Source organism: Kribbella pratensis (genome assembly GCF_004365355.1).
Taxonomy (GTDB): Bacteria; Actinomycetota; Actinomycetes; order Propionibacteriales; family Kribbellaceae; genus Kribbella.
On record NZ_SODP01000004.1, the window covers coordinates 147371 to 160430 of the forward strand.

A 13060-nucleotide genomic window follows, 5' to 3' on the forward strand; every position below is an offset into this window, starting at 1 on the left:
TTCCTCCTCATCAACCCACCCATTTGCCAGTGGTGTCAGCAGGTTACGCGCCTGAACCTGGCTTTGCGGAATCCTGTGGCCCGGGCCACACGCACCCCACGTTGTTAGAAGATGCGCTCATGCCCATCTTCAAGCGTCGCCGCCGCAACGCCGTGGACGCCGATCCGATCGGCGCGTTCTGGTCCTGGTGGTCGGGGTCCGGCGCTGCTGCTGTCGCCGGCGCGATCGCCCGCCAGGAGCCGGCCGACGTGAACGTGGAGCTGAACGAACGGATCGCCCGGATCAGCCCCGACCTGGAGTGGGAGCTGGGGCCCGGACTGCATGCCACCCATGTCCTCATCGTCACCGCCGCCGGCAACCCGGCCCAGCGCGCGGTCGCCCGCCGCTGGCTGCGCGCCGCCCCGCCCTCCGACCAGACCTGGGAGTACGCCGACCTGCGCCGGCCCGGGCCCGCCGTGACGATCCAGTTCGACGGGCTGCCCCCGGTCGCGACCGACGAGTCCGTGGTGTCGATCGAACCGGACACTGCGTCGGTGCACGTCGGCGTACATCATCCTGTGTTCGCGTCGCTGTCGGTGGATGCGCAGCGGCGGGTGACGTTCCTGATCCTGGACCTGGTGCTCGGCGAGGAGATGGTGGAGACGTGGGTCGGCGCCATCGACACACTGCCCGCGCCGCCGGATGACGCCGTACCGATCGATTCGCTATTACCCGCGGTGGCTGGGTTTGCGGCCGAGCACACGCTGGAGGACGGCAGCCCGGCATGGAAGATGCTGGAGGGCACACGCGACGGACAGCGGGTCATCGCGACCGCGGAGTACCCACTGCGCTCGATCCGGCGGCCGCACCTGGACACGCATGTTGCCGTCGCGATCCACTATCCGGTGGTCCGGGAGGACGGTCTGCCGGAGTCGGAGATGCTTGACGAACTACGGGCGTTCGAGGACCACCTCACCGACCGTTTGGGTGGCTCCGGCAACCTCTTGGCCCACGAGACGTCGGCCGGCGTCCGCATCCTGCATTACTACACCGACGGCACCACGCCCGCCGACGCCCAACTCCAAGCCGCCACCACCGGCTGGCCCCACGGCAAAGTAACCCTGACCGCAGAACCCGACCCCGCCTGGCACAACGTCGCCCACCTGTCCGGCTAGCCGTACTTACCTGGGCTCGACGCGGAGGGTGGTGGGTCGGGCGGTGGAGTTGACGATCGCACGGGTCGCCGAGCCGTTGCCGTACTTCGTGTAATAGGCCGCGTCGAGCTGATCGTCGACGGTCGCGTCGGGGATGTAGGTGACGTCGCGGGTCTTGCCGTCCCAGGAGATTGCGCCTTCGTGGTGACGGATGACCCCCTTGTACCAACTGCCGTCGGCACCGCGCACCGACCGGACATAAAGGCTTCCGTCTACGACGACATGCCAAACGATGGTGAGCGTACGCAGCGATCCGTCCCGACGCCGCCCGGCGACCCGGATCTCACTGATCCGCTCGAGCTCCCGCAACTCCTCAGCAGTCCAACTACTCATCGGCTCCTGCCCTTCAACTAGGAACGTCAGGCTTCGGGAATCGGTGTTCCGAATTTTGCCAGGGTCATGCTTTCGGGTTCCGGTCCGCCGCGCTTGCCGGTGTCGAGCGCGTCGATGGCTGCGAGCTCGTCGACGGAGAGTTCGAAGTCGAACACGTCCAGGTTCTCGGCGATCCGCTCGGGCTTGGTCGACTTGGGGATGACGGAGCGGCCCTGCTGCAGGCCCCAGCGGAGCATCACTTGAGCCGGCGACTTGCCGTGCGCGCGGGCGATCTCGCCGATGACGGAATCTTCCAGAGCGTTGGTGTGACCGCTGTCGCGGTAGAAGGTGATTCCGCCGATCGGCGACCAGGCTTGGTTGAGAATGCCGTGTTCGCTGTCGAAGGCCTGGACCTCGCGCTGCTGGAAGTACGGATGGATCTCGAGTTGGTTGACTGCCGGAACCACGGTCGCGGCGTCGAGGAGCGCGCGGAGGTGGTCGACCATGAAGTTGCTGACGCCGATGGCACGGACCTTGCCGTCGGCCAGGAGGGTTTCGAGCGCGCGATAGGCATCGAGGGTCTTGCCGAAGTCGCTCGGCAGCGCCTGGTGCAGGATGAGCAGATCGAGGTGGTCCACGCCGAGCTTGCCCGCGCTCTTGTCGAAGGCATGCAGCGTCTCGTCGTACCCGTAGTCGGTGATCCAGACCTTGGTCTCGATGAACAGCTCGTCTCGCGGGACACCGGAGTCGTGGATGGCCTGGCCGACTTCACGCTCGTTGCCGTAGGCGGCAGCGGTGTCCACGTGGCGGTATCCGGCATCCAGAGCCGCCGCGACCGCGGCGCGCGTCTCAGCCGGCGGGGTCTGGAAGACACCGAGGCCGAGGGCGGGCATCTGGACACCGTTGTTCAGCGTCAGGGTTTGCATCATCAATCCTTGTCATGTGCGGTGGCTGTCGGCACGCCTGGCGCGGGTTCGCGGGCTGTCCAGCTGGCGAGGAGGTTCAGAGCTTCCTCGGACGCCGAGTCGGGTGGTGCGGTGTAGACGTTGATCCGCTGGCCAGGGTCGCCGGCGAGTTCGAAGGCTTCGTAGTCGAGCTCGAGGTCGCCGACCAAGGGGTGGTGGATCCGCTTGCGGCCGGTGCGGTGGTAACGCACATCGTGGGCGGCCCAGCGCCGGCGGAAGTCGTCACTACGGGTGGAGAGCTCGCCCACAAGGTCGGATAGGTCCTTGTCGTACGGATCACGACCAGCCTCGGCGCGCAGGTACGCGACACAGTCGTTCGCGACCTTGTCGTAGTCGACGAAGAAATCGGTCGCCACGGGATCGAGGAAGCAGAAACGGGCGCTGTTGGGCGGCTGGCCCGGCGTATGGGTGGCGGCCTGGTCGTACATCGGGCTGTACAGGGCACGGCCGAGGTCGTTCGCGGCGAGCAGGTCGAAGCGGCTGTTGCGCAGGTACGCCGGCATCGGCATCTGGTCGACGATGCGCTGGACAGTCGGCCGCACACGCTTCTTCACGGGGGTACGTCGTGTCGCCCGGCCTGCCGGCGTACCGGCGGCGCGGACCAGGCGGTACAGGTGGTCGCGCTCGGCCTCGTCGAGTTGGAGGGCGTGGACGAGCCCGTCCAGGACGCTGTCGGAGACGCTGCCGATGCTGCCGCGTTCCAGGCGGGTGTAGTACTCGACGCTGATACCGGCAAGCAGGGCGACCTCCTCGCGGCGCATGCCGGTGACGCGGCGGTTGGCGCCGTACACCGGCAGCCCGGCCTGGTCGGGGGTGATCCTCGCCCGGCGGGTGGTGAGGAACTCTCGCAGGTCGTTGCTGCTGGGGTCGTGCTTGGCGGCCATGACTTCACGCTACGTCGTCATTCCGGGCGTAACAGACCCTGTCAGTACCCCTCTCGACAGGGCCTGTTATGTCCGCGGGGGTCGGGGTTGTGTGGTCTGTGTGGTGACAACGCCACGTCGAGCAAGGAGACCGCATGACGAACGCCGAGCAACAAACCCCGGCGCAACGCCTGATCGGAGACTTCGCCCCGAAACTCGTCGAACTGACCGACGACGTGCTGTTCGGGGACGTCTGGGCACGGCCCGAGCTGAGCTCCCGCGACCGGAGCCTGATCACCTGCGCCGCGTTGGTGGCCGGCGGCAACACCGAACAGCTACGCAGCCACCTGGCCCGTGCCCTGGACAACGGCCTGACCGAAACCGAACTGAAAGAAGCCATCACCCACCTGGCGTTCTACGCCGGCTGGCCCCGCGCGATGTCCGCAATCACCGTCGCCAAGGAGGTCTTCGGTCCCGACGGGAACTGAACAGAGCCGCGCCGGGATTGCCTTTCTTTCTCAGGTGCACCTGGTGGGGGTGCAACCTGGGGGTTCTGGGCTTCCGTCTTGAGGGGGAGATGGAGAGTGGAGAACCGGATGGCGGAGCGGGACCGGGAGTTCGTGGAGTTCGTGGAGGGGGCGGGCGCTTCCTTGCGGCGGACGGCGTTTCTGGTGGTGGGAGATCGGCATCGGGCTGATGATGTGGTCCAGGACGCGCTCTACAAGCTGTACCTCGCCTGGCCGAAAGTGCGGCGGGCAGGGAATCCGCTCGCTTATGCCCGCCGGATGGTGGTGAATGCCGCGCATGACGGCAGACGGCGGCCGTGGCGGCGGGAGGTCGCGATCGGCGACGTACCGGATCGGGTCGATCACGAGGATTTCGCGGCCGGGCACGCCGAGCGGGACGAAGTACTCGAGGCCCTGCGATCGCTCGCGCCTCGGCAGCGGGCGTGCGTCGTACTGCGGTACTACGAGGACCTGTCCGTCGAGCAGACCGCGGAGATCCTCGGCTGCACGACGGGCACGGTGAAAAGCCAGGCGGCACGTGGTCTCGAGACTCTCCGACGAGCCATCGACCGGCGGCGGACGAGCCAGGCGCTGTGAAGGAGAACGAGATGGAAGACGTACGTGAGGTCAGCGCCGAGCTCCACCGGCTCGCTGATTCCGAACCGCTGGACCCCTTCGACACCGACGCGCTGCTGACCCGCGGTCACCGCGGACGACGCCGGCGCAAGCTCCTCCACGTGGGCGGGGCGGTCGCCGGTGTGGCCGCGATCGCGGTCGCGGCGAGCCTGCTGCCCGGCCTGACCTCGGCGAACGACAAGCCGGGCGTCGCGAACGATCACTCGCAGCACGCGGGGTTCAGCCCGGTGCCCGGAGTGCCGAGCGGCGAGGCCGGAGCCGACCAGCGGATCACGAAGGCCGAAGCCACCCGCCGCTGCAGCCTGCAGAACCCGGGCGAGAAGCGACCGCTGGAAGGCGCCACGGACGGGAACGCCCGGTCCGGTCACCTGATGCTGTACCAGATCAAGATCGGCGAGAAGAGCGGGCATTGCACAGTGCCCGGCGGGGACAGGCCCTCGGCGGCTCTTGTCGCGGCCGCGGCGAAGGATCCGGTGCCGGCCGACATGGCTGACAAGCTACGCAACTGCTCCGTGATCGCCTGGATCGACGTGACCGACTGGCGCGTAGTGGCATCCGACCAGTCGAAGGCCCTCGGGAAGGCGGCCATCGTGGCGATCTCCCCGTCCGGGCACAAGGTGGTCGACTGCGAACTCTCCTCGGCAAAGCAACCCGGGTCGGAGCTGAGCCGGAGCGCGACCTTCCTCACCCTGACCAATCTCAACAGGAGCGACCCGGTGCTGGACCCGTCCGACAAGTCCGTCCGAGCGGACATGTACGCCGGCGCCGGTGGCGGCGGGGGCTGCGTCAACCGGACCTGCTCGATCTACGGAATGAGCGGCTGGGGCCGGGTCAAGTCGACGACGGCGACCACGGTCCGGCTCCGGATCGGATCCGCTCCGGCGTACGAGGTCCCGGTCGGGCCCGGCGGCTGGTTCGCCTACACCTGGTTCACGAAGTCGAAGTACAAGATCACCGACCAGCCCAAGGTCGCGGCGTACGACAAGACCGGAAAGGTCGTCAAAGTCTTCCAACCGTGATCACCCAAAAGGGATCCGGCCGCGCGGTGCGGATGGACGCGTCGTTCGTGAACGAACTGACGGCGGCCGGCAGCTCGCGGTACGGGCGGGTCGTGTTCGGTGACGCGATGTACCAGCACTGGATCGAGCTCGACAAGAGCGGCAAGGTGACGTCGTCGCCGCTGGCCCGGATCGGCGGCGGGTGGAGCAAGTTCGTCGACCACGAGACGTCGACCTTCAACGACGATGCCACCCCACCCGCGGGGGTACGAGTACGCGCTGCGGTCGGTCGGCGTGCGGCCACGCCGACGGGGTGAAGACGTCCATCACCGGTCACGGCAAGGTGCCCGGGACCTTCGGCGACCCGAACCTACTTCCGCTTCGCACCGCCGGTGAAGTCGGACTGGCTCATCGGCGAGCAAGCGAAAAGAAGAGGCTAAAGCAGTCTCCGGGTAGACGAGATCATCGAGTTGCTCGATCGGGTCTTCCGGGGAGCTCAGGGCGCGCTGTCGGGTGTGGGGCTGGCCGGCGGTGCGTCCCGGTCGGGCCGACCTCGAACATGAAGCCGTGGGGTGTGGTCCATTCCAGGGTCTTGTGGTCGAGGCGGTGGACTTTCCAGCCGGAGGCGTGGGTTTTTACCCGGTGGCCGAAGCGGCTGAGCGGGGCGAGGTTGCGGGTGCTGGTCTGCCCGGCGGGCCCGTACGGATCGTAGGGCTCGATGTGATCCAGGTCGATGCTGCGATGCGTTTCGCGGGTACCGTACGGGAACAACTCGACGGGGTAGGTGAGGCGGACGCGTTCGCGGATGCGGGTGGGGATTTCGTAGGCGTCGACGCTGACCGCGTCGTTGAGGTCGATCACGGGCTTGACGGTGTACGGCGCGTGGCCGATGAGTTCGGTGAGCTGATCGGCCAGCAGCGGCCCGATCCCCTCGGCACGCAGCACGCCGTTGCCGGTGGCAAGCGTGAGGTCGGTCAGGTGCACGTAGACCTCGGTCTGCCCCGGACGCAGCTCTCCGCCGCTACTCGTGGGGTGGGTGTGGGCGTCGTGCTTGATCTGCGCGAGCCGGGCGTCGAGTGCCCGTTGCGCGGCACCGTCCATCGGCGCGCCGTCGTCGGGTTCGGTCCGCGGCCCGGGAACGTAGCCCGTCGGCCGAGTGTCGAACGGATCACTCGGCGGATCGGGATCGTAGGGCCCGACATCGTCGTCCGGCGGAGCTTCCCGCAGTTCGACGGGATCAGCGAGGTTGGCATCACCGGCATGCCGGCGTTCGGACGCCGGGCTTGCCGGGTCGGCCGTGGTGTCACTGTGGGTCGGGTTTGCTGACGTGCACGGTGTGTCGTTCGAGGGGTCGCGCCAGCCGCCGTACGGCGAGCTTGCCGGGTGCGCCGTCGAACCAGCGCGCGCCGGGTCTGCCGACGTGCGCGGCGTGTCGTTCGAGCGGTCCCGCGAGCCGAGCGCGCTGTGGTCCGGCGCCGTATCGCGTGGGCCGGACGCAGTGGAGCCCGTCGCCGCGTTGCGTGGGCTGGACGTGCTGGGGCCTGTCGCGGTAGCGCGTGGGCTGGACGCGCTGTGGCCTGTCGCCGTATCGCGTGGGCTGGACGCATTGCGGCCTGTCGCCGTCTCGCGTGGGCTGGATGCGCTGGGGCCTGTCGTCGTGTCGCGTGGGCTGGGCGCGCTGGGGCCTGTCGCGGGCGAGCGGGTGCCGGGCGCTGATTGCGAGGCTGCATCCACTGGACGCGAGTCGGGGGCTGCTTCAGAGGTCGTCGCGTTCGCCGGCTGTCGGCCAGGGCTTGAAGCCGAGCTCGCGGTGTGGGCGGGGGACGCGGCGGTGTTTGTGGACCTGTTTGTGGACCTGTTTGTGGACCTGTTTGTGGAGGTGTTTGCGGAGTTGGGTGGGGTGGGGCGGTTGCGGGCTTGGTTGAGGAGTTCTTGGGTGAAGCGGGGGTCGGCGATGATGCCGATGGCGTCGGCGCGGCGGTGCTGTACTTGGCGGGTGTCGCCGAAGGTCTTGAGGGCCTCGGCGATCGCGGCGATGGTCGCGTCGTGGCGGATCACCGCGCCGGCCGGGGCCTTGGCGTAGATGGTTTTGTTGCCGTGGTGGTCGCTGCGGCCGACGAAGACGCCGCGCTCTTGGGCGGCCTCGGCGGCCTCGTCGCGGGCCAGGTCGGGGTCGGCGTGGAGTTTGGCGGCGCGGATGATCTTGTCCAGGCGGTACGGGTTGATGGCGTCGATCAATGGCGCGACCCGCTTGTCGACTGACCGGGCGGCATCTTCGGACAGTTTCAGGCACTGCGTGGCGAGTTGGCGGGCTTTCCAGGGGGTGGCGTCACCGGCTTGGACCCGGGCCCAGGTGAAGGGGAACCGGTGGCGCAGTGCCAGGGCCTCGCCGAGGAACTGGCGTGCCACCATCGGCGAGATCGCGAGCGTGACACCGAACTCGGCGATCGCGAACTCGGCGATCTCCGGGCAGCCCTCGCCGCCCAGCACCACGGCGCGCTCGCGTCCGTCGGCAGAGCGGCGGCCGGGCCGGATGCCGCACACGGATGGGTGGAAGCGGTCGGCGTAGATCTGGGCGTGCTCGAGCAGGCGGGCGTCGGCCTGGTTGGCGATCGCGCGGTGCTCGGCGGCCGACTCCAGCAGGTCGGCCGTGGAGAGCTCACTCAGATCAGTCTCGAACATGTGTTCGATTCTAGCTGTCTAACGCTCCGAGGCCAAATCGAACCAGCCTCGAAACCCCTTATTTACAAGCCGAAAACGCGTGTCCCGGAGATCGCGGGCAGGTTCTGCGGGCGGGGTCAGCAGCCTCTGCGAGGACCGGTTGGTCGCGGCGGGGATCCCGTGCTCAACGTGGACAGAGGACATCGTCGTGCAGGGCACCCGCGCGGCGTCCCCGCAAACTGCGCCCCTTCATGAACTGACGACCGACCAGTTCGCTGTGCTGATTCGATCGTTCGTGCTCTGCCGGCACATCCCGCGGGCCGGGCACGTTGCGTCGCGACTCCGATTCCCCGGCCGCGATGGGTCGCCGTCTGCCGTGACACGCTGTGCAGCCCAGCAAACTCGCGGGCGTTCACCGAAACCGGCCACCCCTCTGAACTCTCTTGTATTTCTTCGTTTTCTCAAGCAGTACGGCGTTTGAGGGTGGCGGCGCCCAGGCCGAGGGCTGCGAGGACGAACGCGAGCACGACCAGGGCGTCGCCGCCGGCACCGCTGGCGAGACCGTTGCCGTTGGCAACTCCGATGACGGCGTCGACCGCGTAGGACAACGGCAGTACGTCGCTGACCGCGTGCAGCACCGAGGGCAACTGGTCGCGCGGGACGAGCAGCCCGCACAGCAGGATCTGCGGGATCATCACGGCCGGCATCATCTGGACAGCCTGGAACTCGGTCGCCGCGAACGCGCTGGCAAACAACCCCAGCGCGGCACCGAGTACGCCGTCCAGGACCGCGACGACCCCCAACTGCCACGCATCACCCTGGATGTTCAGATCCAAGAGATACAAGGCGATCGAGACCACGACGAGCGCCTGTACGACGGCGATCAGCGCGAACGCGAGCGCGTACCCGAGCAGGAAGTCGAGCTTCGCCATCGGCATCGTGAACAGCCGGGACAGCGTGCCGCTCGACCGCTCGCGCAGCGTTGCGACCGACGTGACGACGAACATGATGATCGCCGGGAACACCGCGAGCAGCGGCCCGCCGATCCGGTCGAACGTCCCCGGCGAGTCATGGAAGATCCACCACATCAGACTGACCAGCAAGGCCGGCAGCACGATCAGCATCGCCACGGTCCGGTGGTCCCGCCGCAACTGGGCGAGCACCCGAGCCGCAACCGCGAACGTCACCCGTGGAGTCATCGCGCACCAGCCTTCCGGTCGATCAGGGTGAGGAACGCCTGCTCGATGTCGTCGGTGCCGACCGAGTCGAGCAGCCCCTGAGGCGTGTCGTCGGCCAGCAGGTCACCGTCCCGCATCAGCAGCAGGCGATCGCAGCGAGAAGCCTCGTCCATCACGTGGCTCGAGACCAGCAGCGTCGCGCCGTCGTCGGCCAGCTTGTGGAACAGCTCCCAGAGATCACGGCGCAGCACCGGGTCGAGACCGACCGTTGGTTCGTCCAACACCAGGAGTTCGGGGCTGCCGAGGAGCGCGGCAGCGAGGGAGGCGCGAGAGCGCTGCCCGCCGGAGAGCCGGTCGACGCGGGAGCCGGCATGACTCGTCAGGTCGACGGCCTCGATCACCCGCTCCACGTCGGACGACGCGACGCCGAGGACCGCGGCGAAGAAGCGGAGGTTCTCCGTGACGGTCAGATCGCCGTACACACTGGGCTCCTGGGTCACGTACCCGATCCGGCCGCGCAGCTTCGACGCGCCCGCGGGCAGCCCGAGCACGGACACATCGCCGGTCACCTTCGCCTGCAGGCCCCCGATGGCGCGGATCAGCGTCGTCTTGCCGCAGCCGGACGGCCCGAGCAGCCCGGTCACCGACCCGGTCCGGAGGTCGAACCCGACCCCGTGCAGCACCTCGCGGTCGCCGCGTACGACGACGACCTCACGGCAACTCACCGCGTTTTTCATCATATGATGAATTTAGCGCGGACGACGACCCCTGGCAACAGCTTGTGCCCGGTCAGATAACGGCGTACCCGGTGGCGGCGCTCAACGCACTCAAGTCGGGCTCGCCGTACTTCGAGCGCAGCTCGGCGAACCTCCGCACCTTGTCCGGCCCGAACCGCGCGACCTCCGCCGCGTACGTGGCAGCGGTCATGAACACCGGCGGCGTCCGCTTGCTGTGGAACTTGTCCGCGTAGAGGACCAGCTCCTCCTCGGGCGTCCGCGGCAGGTAGTCGTCGACCGGGATCGGCAGCGCCTGGCGCACCACGTCGTCCCGTGTGATCCCGACTCCGGTGTGGCACGAAGCGAACCGGCAGATCTCGACCGGAAAACCCAACGATGCAAGGAGTTCGTGCCCGAGGACGCCGTGCCGGACATAAGGCGACGACTCGAGCCGATAGACCCCGACGTCATGCAGCAGCGCACCGGCCCGCACCAGATCGGTGTCCACGTCACGCCCGGCGAAGAACTGCTCGGTGAGCGAACACACCAGCCGGCAGTGCTCGAAGACGATCTCGAACGCGTCCCGGGCCGGCGCGTACGCCCGGTGCAACGCGCGGATCTCGGCGTCGGTGGGGATCTGCATCAGCCGGTCAGCTGCTGCTGGAGGACGGGCGCCAGCCGATCGATCAGCGTCTCCACGTCGACGGACGCGACCGGCTCGAGCCCGACCAGATAGCGGACGATCGCGACCCCGACCAGCTGGGTGGCGACCATGCCGACCCGCAGCTGGGCGTCCGGCGCGTCGAGCGTCTGGGAGACCGGCTGGATGATCATCTGGCTGATCCCCTCCCGCATCATCCGGGCCACCTCGTCGCTGCTGACCACGCTGCGGAACAGCGCCTTCATCCGCTGTTGGCCTTCCGGTGACTCCCAGACCCCGAGGAACGCCGTCGCGATCCGCCGGCCGATCTCCGTGCGCGGTCCATTGACGATGGTCGCGGCGATCTGGCGAGGGTCGACCGGGATCGCCATCGCCTCGATGAACAGCTCTTCCTTGCTGTCGAAGTAGTGGTGCACCAACGCTGCGTCGACCCCGGCCTGCCGCGCGACCGCACGGATCGAGGTGGCCGAGAATCCCTTGTCCGCAAAGGATTCCCGGGCCGCTTGCAGGATCTCTCCCCGCGTGTCCGGTCCGCCCGGGCGGCGTCCCGGCGTACGTCGGGAAGCGGTCACGGCGTCAGCTCCGAGATCTCACCTTCCGGCGTGACCGCGAACGACGTACGGCGGGAGGTGCCGCGGACGAAGTGCTTGCGGGTGAACTCGAGCGACTCGACCAGGTCGACCTCGCGCTCGGAGCGACTGGTCGCGCGACGGGTGTTGATCTCGATGATGATGTGCCCGCGGAAGTCCTGGTTGGCCAGCGTGCCGAGCAGGTCCGCGGCGCGCTGTGTGCCGCGGCCCGGCACCAGGTGCTCGTCCTTCGCCGACCCCGTCCCGTCGGTCAGGTGGACATGGGTGAGGCTCTTGCCCATCGTCGCGGCGAGCTCGACGCAGTCCTGCTCGGCCGTCGACGCGTGCGACAGGTCGAGGGTGGTGTGCGCGTACGTCTGCTCGGTCGGGTCCCAGCTCGGCGCGTACGCCTGCAGGTCACGCCCCGGCGCACGCCACGGGTACATGTTCTCGACCGCGAGCGTCACGCCGGTTTCGGCCTCCAGCCGGGCGATCCCCTCGACGAACCCGCGCGCGTAGTCCCGCTGCCAGCGGAACGGCGGATGGACGACGACGACGTCCGCGCCGAGCTCCTTCGCGGCCTCGGCGCTGCGCTCGACCTTGCTCCACGGGTCGGTCCCCCAGACCCGCTGCATGATCAGCAGCGTCGGCGCGTGCAGCGCGAGCACGGGGAGCTGGTGATAGTCGACGAGTCGCTTGATCGCGTCGATCTGGGTGCTCAGCGGATCGATCCCGATCATCACCTCGACACCGTCGTACCCGAGCCGGGCGGCGAGCTCGAACCCGCTCGCGGTCGACTCGGGGTAGACGGAGGCGGTGGACAGACCGATCTTCGCGGTTGTGCGGGGGTTCATCGGTTCACCGGGGCTGCAGCTGGTCGAGCCGGGACAAGATGACGCCCTCGCGGAGCGCCCACGGGCAGACCTCGAGGGCCTGCAGGTCGAACAGATCCATCACGGCGTCCGCGACCAGCGCGCCGGCGACCAGCTGCGACGAGCGACCGGCCGACACCCCGGGCAGCGCGGCCCGCTCGGCGGCCGACATCTTGGTCAGCTTCGGGATCCACTCGCTCAGGTCGTCGCGGTTGAGCGTGCGCGGCACGTACGGTCCGTCGGCCGACGGGGCGGCTCCGGCGATCCGGGCCAGCGAGCGGAACGTCTTGCTGGTGGCGACCGAACGCTGCGGCTTGCCGGCCCTCAGCACCGGACCTGCGACCGCCGCCATCTCCAGCCGGATCCGCCTGCGCAGCGCGCGCACCTGCTCCTTGTCCGGCGGGTCCACGGTCAGGTCCTCACGGGTCAACCGGCCGGCGCCGAGCTGGACCGAGACCGCCACGGTCGGCTGCTCGTCCGATCCGGCCGCGATCTCCAGTGACCCGCCGCCGATGTCGAACACCGCCAGCCGGCCGGAGGACCAGCCGAACCAACGCCGTACGGCGAGGAACGTCAGCCGGGCCTCGTCGTCGCCGCTCAGCACCTCGAGGTCCACGCCGGTCTCCGACCGGACCCGGTCCAGCACCTTCTCGCCGTTCGGCGCCTCACGCAGCGCGGAGGTGGCGAACGCGAGCAGCGACTCGCAGCCCTTGTCCTCGGCCAGCTCCACCGCTTCCTTGGTGAAGGCGATCAGCCCGTCGGCCCCGGACTGGTCGATCTTCCCGTCCTTGTCGAGGTGCTCGGCCAGCCGCAGCTCGGTCTTGTGCGAGTACGCCGGAAGCGGCGCGGCACCGCGATGTGCGTCCACCACGAGCAGGTGGACGGTGTTTGATCCCACGTCTAGTACGCCGAGCCGCATTCCCCCACGCT

The 13060-nt window shown here is 68.6% G+C and carries 15 protein-coding genes; 5 read left to right on the top strand and 10 right to left on the bottom strand.

Features of this window, described 5'->3' with window-relative positions:
• Window positions 1–119: 119 nt before the first annotated feature.
• On the top strand, window positions 120–1154 hold the full coding sequence (locus tag EV653_RS35060; protein WP_134109729.1) for a DUF695 domain-containing protein: 1035 nt from the start codon (window positions 120–122) through the stop codon (window positions 1152–1154).
• 6 nt (window positions 1155–1160) lie between these two features.
• On the opposite strand, the gene EV653_RS35065 is transcribed toward EV653_RS35060, so the two are convergent.
• From EV653_RS35065 to EV653_RS35075, 3 genes are read right to left on the bottom strand one after another with little or no spacing between them, the layout of a single operon-like run.
• On the bottom strand, window positions 1161–1526 hold the full coding sequence (locus tag EV653_RS35065; protein ID WP_134109731.1) for a DUF2255 family protein: 366 nt from the start codon (window positions 1524–1526) through the stop codon (window positions 1161–1163).
• Between the two features lie 26 nt (window positions 1527–1552).
• A complete protein-coding gene (locus EV653_RS35070; protein ID WP_134110949.1) occupies window positions 1553–2431 on the bottom strand; it encodes an aldo/keto reductase in 879 nt (292 codons plus the stop codon).
• A 2-nt stretch (window positions 2432–2433) separates the two neighbouring features.
• Window positions 2434–3354: a helix-turn-helix transcriptional regulator gene (locus tag EV653_RS35075; RefSeq protein ID WP_134109733.1), complete on the bottom strand. Its 921-nt coding sequence runs from the start codon at window positions 3352–3354 to the stop codon at window positions 2434–2436.
• A gap of 134 nt (window positions 3355–3488) precedes the next feature.
• On the opposite strand from EV653_RS35075, the gene EV653_RS35080 reads away from it, so the two are divergent.
• The 4 genes from EV653_RS35080 (at window position 3489) to EV653_RS35095 (ending at window position 5790) form a co-directional block, all read left to right on the top strand.
• Window positions 3489–3821, top strand: a complete 333-nt coding sequence (locus EV653_RS35080) for a carboxymuconolactone decarboxylase family protein (protein ID WP_134109735.1) — start codon at window positions 3489–3491, stop codon at window positions 3819–3821.
• Between the two features lie 108 nt (window positions 3822–3929).
• The gene (locus EV653_RS35085; protein ID WP_134109737.1) at window positions 3930–4436 is read left to right on the top strand and encodes a SigE family RNA polymerase sigma factor; all 507 of its coding nucleotides are present in this window, start codon (window positions 3930–3932) and stop codon (window positions 4434–4436) included.
• A gap of 11 nt (window positions 4437–4447) precedes the next feature.
• Window positions 4448–5494, top strand: a complete 1047-nt coding sequence (locus EV653_RS35090) for a hypothetical protein (protein ID WP_134109739.1) — start codon at window positions 4448–4450, stop codon at window positions 5492–5494.
• Window positions 5491–5790 carry a hypothetical protein gene (locus EV653_RS35095; protein WP_134109741.1) on the top strand — a complete coding sequence of 100 codons (300 nt, stop codon included), beginning with the start codon at window positions 5491–5493 and terminating at the stop codon, window positions 5788–5790. Before EV653_RS35090 ends, EV653_RS35095 begins: the two co-directional genes overlap by 4 nt.
• Before the next feature lie 145 nt (window positions 5791–5935).
• Here EV653_RS35095 and EV653_RS35100 read toward each other — a convergent pair whose 3' ends face one another.
• The 7 genes from EV653_RS35100 to EV653_RS35130 all read right to left on the bottom strand — a co-directional run bounded on the left by EV653_RS35100 (window position 5936) and on the right by EV653_RS35130 (window position 13028).
• Complete coding sequence (locus EV653_RS35100; RefSeq protein WP_134109743.1) at window positions 5936–8155, bottom strand: hypothetical protein; 2220 nt, start codon at window positions 8153–8155, stop codon at window positions 5936–5938.
• Window positions 8156–8595: 440 nt separating this feature from the next.
• On the bottom strand, window positions 8596–9333 hold the full coding sequence (locus EV653_RS35105; protein WP_134109745.1) for an ABC transporter permease: 738 nt from the start codon (window positions 9331–9333) through the stop codon (window positions 8596–8598).
• Window positions 9330–10052, bottom strand: a complete 723-nt coding sequence (locus tag EV653_RS35110) for an ABC transporter ATP-binding protein (RefSeq protein ID WP_134109747.1) — start codon at window positions 10050–10052, stop codon at window positions 9330–9332. Before EV653_RS35110 ends, EV653_RS35105 begins: the two co-directional genes overlap by 4 nt.
• 49 nt (window positions 10053–10101) lie before the next feature.
• Entirely contained in the window at window positions 10102–10671 is a 570-nt protein-coding gene (locus EV653_RS35115) for an HD domain-containing protein (protein WP_134109749.1), read from the bottom strand.
• A complete protein-coding gene (locus EV653_RS35120; RefSeq protein ID WP_134109751.1) occupies window positions 10671–11261 on the bottom strand; it encodes a TetR/AcrR family transcriptional regulator in 591 nt (196 codons plus the stop codon). Before EV653_RS35120 ends, EV653_RS35115 begins: the two co-directional genes overlap by 1 nt.
• On the bottom strand, window positions 11258–12112 hold the full coding sequence (locus tag EV653_RS35125) for a sugar phosphate isomerase/epimerase family protein (RefSeq protein ID WP_134109753.1): 855 nt from the start codon (window positions 12110–12112) through the stop codon (window positions 11258–11260). The genes EV653_RS35120 and EV653_RS35125 overlap by 4 nt, the downstream gene beginning before the upstream one ends.
• 4 nt (window positions 12113–12116) lie before the next feature.
• On the bottom strand, window positions 12117–13028 hold the full coding sequence (locus tag EV653_RS35130) for a Ppx/GppA phosphatase family protein (RefSeq protein WP_441294986.1): 912 nt from the start codon (window positions 13026–13028) through the stop codon (window positions 12117–12119).
• Window positions 13029–13060 lie beyond the last annotated feature (32 nt).